The organism is Segeticoccus rhizosphaerae, from assembly GCF_009192725.1.
GTDB lineage: Bacteria > Actinomycetota > Actinomycetes > Actinomycetales > Dermatophilaceae > Segeticoccus > Segeticoccus rhizosphaerae.
Map to the genome: position 1 here is coordinate 1 of NZ_VOHR01000267.1, position 5,154 is coordinate 5,154.

Consider the following 5,154-nt stretch of genomic DNA (forward strand, 5'->3'; position numbering starts at 1 on the left):
GGTGCGGTGATCGGCCCTGCCGCACCGCCCAGGCCGTAGGCGAGCAGGGCGGCCAGTGGCGCGCGCCCCTGCGCGGCGTCGGTGGGCAGCGCGAGGACCGTGGTGACGGCCAGCCCGAGGTAGAGCACACCGACGACCACCAGAGCGCTTGCCGTCACCCGCGGCAGATCCCTTGCCGGGGAGCGGAACTCGCCGCCGAGGTGGCTCATGTCCTCCCAACCGGAGAAGGCCCAGACCACCAAACCGAAGGCCTGCCCGATCGCACTCCAGCCGTGCGGGGTGAAAGGCTGCAGGCGAGCGAGGTCCACGTGTGGGATGGCCACGGCGACGGCTGCGACCAGCATGATCACCAACACCGCGGCGACACCGAGCTGCACCATGCTCGACGTGCGCAAGCCGAGGGCGTTGGCGACGATGACGGTCACCATGATCAGTCCGGTCGTGACGAGCGCCGTCACGCGGCCGCCACCGAACGAGTGGGCCGTGTAGTCGCCCGCGAAGTGGGCCGCCGCCGGTATGCCGACCGGGATGGTGAGGTAGAAGCACCAGCCGATCGCTCCGGCCACCCGGTCGCCGAAGGCGCGCCTGGCGTAGGTCGACACGCCCCCGGCATCGGGCATGCGGGCACCGAGTGACGCGAAGGTCCAGGCGATCGGGACGGAGGCGGTGATCAGGCCGGCCCAGACCAGCAGTGAGGCCGGTCCCGCGGTGCGGGCTGCGAGGCTGGGCAGCGCGAGGACTCCGGTGCCGAGGATCGCGCCGAGGTAGAAGGCCAGACCCGAGGAGAAGGACAGGCCCGAGTCCTTCGTGCTGGCGGCGGGTTCGGCGCCGGCGGCGCGCGCGGCGAGGTGCGTCATACATCCCAGCGTGTGGCGGCGGCGAAAAATTCGATAGAGGCATCAATGCCGCCTCTGCCATGATTTGTGCCATGGTATCGGTCGCCAACAACAGCCCTGCCGCCAAGCGTGCCCCTCGGTCCGGACGCCGCCCTCACAAGGTGGCGGTGGTCGTCACCCGCGGACTGCCCATCTTCGAGCTCGCAGTGCCCTGCGAGGTCTTCGGCATCGACCGCAGTGACCTGGTGGACCCTTGGTATGACTTCAGATTCGTCGCCGGACAGGCAGGAGACCTGTCGACCACCGGCGGCTTCCACGTCCACCCCGAGAGCGGGCTGGACTACCTCGACGAGGCGGACACGGTCATCGTGCCGGCGTGCGACCGCGTCGTCCAGATCGAGCCGCCGCAGCCCCTGCTGGAGGCCCTGCGGAGGGCCCACGACCGCGGCGCCCGCATCGCCTCGCTGTGCAGCGGCTCCTATGTCCTCGCGGCGGCCGGCCTCCTGGACGGCCGGCGCGCCACGTCGCACTGGATGAACCTCGACGACTTCGCCGCCCGCTACCCGCGCGTGCACGTGGACCACAACGTGCTGTTCACCGACAACGACGGCACGGTCCTGACGTCTGCGGGCACGGCCGCGAGCATCGACCTGTGCCTGCACCTCGTGCGACACGACTTCGGTGCCGGTGTCGCCGCGTCGGTGGCACGGAGGATGGTGATCCCGGCGCAGCGCGAGGGTGGGCAGGCGCAGTACGTCGACCGCGACACCGAACCGGTGCCGCCACCTGCGGTCTTCGGTGACATGCTCGAGTGGGTCAGCAGTCACCTGGACGAACCGCTCACCGTGGCCGACCTGGCCCGTCGAGCATCGCTGAGCCGCCGCCATTTCCACCGGAACTTCGTGCGTGCCACCGGACAGACGCCCCTGCAGTGGGGGCAGAGCCGGCGGGTGCGGCGGGCGCAGGAGCTGCTCGAGAGCACCGACCTGTCGGTGGAGCAGATCGCGACGCGCACCGGTTTTGCCAACAGCAATACGCTGCGCACTCACTTCGTGCGCGCCGTGACGGTCAGCCCGCAGCAGTACCGCCGCAACTTCTCGGAGGCCGCCGCCTCCTGAGCGCTGCGCGGTCCCCTGGTTTCGGCGGCAAACGCGCAGCCGGTGGCACGAGCTCGCCGCAACAACGGACTCGGCGCAACAACGGAGAAGACCGGACGGTTACGCCGATGGCGCAAAGGGTTGCCCGGTCGCGTCACGGGCGTCGTACCGTGAGGAGGACGCCGGAGTCGGTGGTCGAGGTCGCGACCGTGGGAGGCAGCATGTCCGAACCATCCGGGGTGCTTGCCCTGCACCGGCCGGGCGCGCGCCGCGTGCGACGTCTCCGCCGGGAGCCGTTGTGGCGTCACGTGGTCGGCGAGGTCCTGCGCGTCGAACGGCAGAGCCAGGGCCGCACCCTGCGCGACGTGTCCGACGAGGCGCAGATCTCGATGGCCTACCTCTCCGAGATCGAGCGCGGTCGCAAGGAGCCGTCGTCGGAGATCCTCGCCGCCGCGGCGCACGCCCTCGGCCTGACGCTGGCCGAGGTCGTGCACCGGGCGGACGCACTGCTGGCACCACCGGCCGAGCAGGAGCCTGAGGCGGTCTCGCCGGTGGGCCGGACGCTCGACCTGACCACACGTCATACGCTCCGGCCCGCGAGCCCTCCCGACCGGGTGCAGGGACCGGGAAGCCAGGTCACGCTCGCCGCCTGACGGCAGCGACCCGCTGGTGCCGGGTGGAGCCGGGACGCACCAAGCCAGACCTCGTCGCGGATCGGCCTCAGGAAGCCGCGTCCTCGCGCCTGGTGATCACCTCGTCGGCGAGGCCGTAGTCGACGGCCTCCGCGGCGGTGAAGACCTTGTCGCGGTCCATGTCGGCGCGCAGCCGTGCCGTGTCGTGCGGGGTGTGCCGGGTGAGCACGTCCTCGACCTGGGAACGGATCCGCAGCACCTCCTTGGCCTGCACCGACAGGTCCGAGACCGTGCCCTGCTGTCCGCCGGCGGCGGGCTGGCTGAGGAGGACCCTGGCGTGCTCCAGCACGAACCGGCGGCCCGGTGTTCCCGCGGCCAGCAGCACCGCGGCGGTCGAGACCGCCTGCCCGACGCAGAACGTGGAGATGGGCGGACGGACGAACTGCATCGTGTCGTAGATCGCCATCAGCGCGGGAAACGAACCGCCGGGGGAGTTGAGGTAGATCGCGACCTCCCTGTCGGCGTTCTCCGACTCCAGGTGGATCAGCTGGGCGATGACGACGTTGGCGACGCCGTCGTCGATCTCGGTGCCCAGGAAGATGATCCGCTCGGAGAGCAGGCGGCTGTAGATGTCGAAGGACCGCTCGCCGGTCGACGTGCGCTCGACCACGGTGGGGATGGTGTACTGCCCGGCCATCACAGACCCACCCTTCGCTGCGCCGGCATCGGCCTGACGTCGGTGAGGGTCTCCACGATCCGGTCGACCATGCCGTAGTCCAGCGCCTGCTCGGCCGTGAACCATCGGTCACGGTCGCTGTCCGCGGCGATGGTCTCGGCGGTCTGACCCGTGTGCTCGGCGATGAGGCGCTCCATGGCGTGCTTGGTGTATTCATGGCTCTCGGCCTGGATGGCGATGTCGGCCGCGGTGCCGCCTATCCCGGCGGAGGGCTGGTGCATCATGATCCGCGCGTTCGGCAGGCTGTAGCGCTTGCCCTTCGTCCCGACGCAGAGCAGGAACTGGCCCATGCTCGCGGCGAAACCCATGGCCATGGTCGAGACGTCGTTGGGGACGAGGCGCATCGTGTCGTAGATCGCCATCCCGGCCGTCACCGAACCACCCGGTGAATTGATGTAGAGGCTGATGTCGCTGCGCGGGTCCTCGGCCGACAGCAACAGCAGCTGGGCGCAGACCCGACCGGCCGACACGTCGTCGACCTGGGTGCCCAGGACGATGATCCGCTGGCGCAGCAGCTCGGTCGCCAGGTGGTCGTCGAAGGGCGTGGGTGAGGTCTCACCGTCAGCGAGGCGTGGCATCAGCCGGCGGGTGTCCGGTGGGCTGGTCATGAGGTCCTCCTTGGCGTCGTATGGCGGCCGCTCGCCGCCCGAGGTCTTCCACCCTGCGCCGATGGTCACCTCGTGTGGAAGCGAATCTGCCTGTGGCAGATCTGCTCTCGGCGGAGGGCCGGCACTCCCGCAGCGCGCCCTCGTTTCCAGAGCCGCGGCCCTGTGGACAGAGCGCACGGGGCGGCGCCGTTTCGCGACATAGTGCGGAGTCGGCACGGCTGGTGCGGGCCGGCCGACGGCGGCAGGCAAGGAGGGTGGACCGATGGGCACACCGCAGGTCCCGGGCTACGCCATCGGTTCGCTGCTGGGCCGTGGCGCCTCCGGCGAAGTCTGGTCGGCCGTGCCGAGCGGCGGAGGGCCGCCCCGCGCGATCAAGCTGGTGCAGCCGGGCACCGGTGACCTCGACGGCGCCGTGCGGGAGTCGGCCCTCCTGCGCGAGATCACGCACGAACACGTGCTGCGTCTGTTGGAGGTCGTCCTCCTGCCCCCGGCCGAGCCCGGTGGCGAGCGGCCGGACTTCTCGGCCGCGCGGTTGGCGCTGGTGCTCGAGCTGGCGGGGGGTGGCTCGCTGGCGCACCTGGTCTCCGCGCGCGGGCACCTGAGCCCCGGCGAGCTCGTCACCGCGCTGTCGCCGGTCGCCGCCGCGATGGGAGACCTGCACCGTGGAGCGATCGTGCACGGTGACCTCTCACCCGGCAACGTCCTGTTCAGCGAGGACGGGCGGCCCCTGGTTGCCGACCTCGGGGTGGCGCGGATCGCGGGCGAGCCCTGCGACGGTGCGCACGGCACAGCCGGATTCGTCGCTCCGGAGCTGCTGGACGGTGCCCTGCCGGGTCCAGCCTCCGACGTCTACTCGCTCGGTGCGCTCGCCTGGTACTGCCTCACCGGGCAGCCACCGGCGCCGGCCGCCGTGCGCGAGCCGCTGCTGGCGGATGCACCGGGCACACCTGACGCCGTCGTCGAGGTGGTGGAGCGTGCCCTGTCCGGAGACGCGAGCCGGCGTCCGAGCGCGGACGAGCTGGCCACGACGTTGTTCGACGCCGCCGAGGCCGCGCCGGTGCGGCTCGCGCCGGGTCTCGACCCGGCGCTCGGCATCACCTACCGGATTCGGTCGGGTGCGGAGGCACCGGGACCACCGGCGCAGGGCACGGGCAGGCACCGGCGGCGACTGCACCGCGTCCTGGTCGGGGCGGCCGTCTCGGGAGTGGTGCTGGGGGCCGGCCTGGGCGTTGGGGCGCGGTGGTG

At 71.4% G+C, this 5,154-nt stretch carries 6 protein-coding genes; 3 read left to right on the forward strand and 3 right to left on the reverse strand.

The genetic code is table 11. The features are described from left to right. Window positions 1-857: APC family permease (locus FRW57_RS16840; RefSeq protein ID WP_152186538.1), on the reverse strand; the 857-nt coding region annotated here is incomplete at its 3' end. A 71-nt stretch (window positions 858-928) separates the two neighbouring features. Between FRW57_RS16840 and FRW57_RS16845 the strand changes: the two genes are divergently transcribed. Further along, window positions 929-1,954, forward strand: coding sequence for a GlxA family transcriptional regulator (locus FRW57_RS16845; RefSeq protein ID WP_152186539.1), 1,026 nt, complete (start codon window positions 929-931; stop codon window positions 1,952-1,954). Window positions 1,955-2,154: 200 nt separating this feature from the next. Continuing rightward, window positions 2,155-2,586 carry a helix-turn-helix domain-containing protein gene (locus tag FRW57_RS24810; RefSeq protein WP_137120212.1) on the forward strand — a complete coding sequence of 144 codons (432 nt, stop codon included), beginning with the start codon at window positions 2,155-2,157 and terminating at the stop codon, window positions 2,584-2,586. 67 nt (window positions 2,587-2,653) lie between these two features. Here the strand turns inward: FRW57_RS24810 and FRW57_RS16855 are convergent, their stop codons facing one another. Both FRW57_RS16855 and FRW57_RS16860 read right to left on the reverse strand, forming a co-directional pair. Continuing rightward, window positions 2,654-3,262, reverse strand: coding sequence for a ClpP family protease (locus tag FRW57_RS16855; RefSeq protein WP_137120213.1), 609 nt, complete (start codon window positions 3,260-3,262; stop codon window positions 2,654-2,656). Further along, window positions 3,262-3,909, reverse strand: coding sequence for a ClpP family protease (locus tag FRW57_RS16860; protein WP_137120214.1), 648 nt, complete (start codon window positions 3,907-3,909; stop codon window positions 3,262-3,264). Before FRW57_RS16860 ends, FRW57_RS16855 begins: the two co-directional genes overlap by 1 nt. A gap of 262 nt (window positions 3,910-4,171) precedes the next feature. Between FRW57_RS16860 and FRW57_RS16865 the strand changes: the two genes are divergently transcribed. After that, window positions 4,172-5,154: serine/threonine-protein kinase (locus tag FRW57_RS16865; protein WP_152186540.1), on the forward strand; the 983-nt coding region annotated here is incomplete at its 3' end.

Coding starts and splice junctions, on each gene's coding strand:
- FRW57_RS16845 (WP_152186539.1), top strand. CDS start 929: ATGGTATCGGTCGCCAACAACAGCCCTGCCGCCAAGCGTGCCCCTCGG.
- FRW57_RS16860 (WP_137120214.1), bottom strand. CDS start 3,909: ATGACCAGCCCACCGGACACCCGCCGGCTGATGCCACGCCTCGCTGAC.
- FRW57_RS16855 (WP_137120213.1), bottom strand. CDS start 3,262: ATGGCCGGGCAGTACACCATCCCCACCGTGGTCGAGCGCACGTCGACC.
- FRW57_RS24810 (WP_137120212.1), top strand. CDS start 2,155: ATGTCCGAACCATCCGGGGTGCTTGCCCTGCACCGGCCGGGCGCGCGC.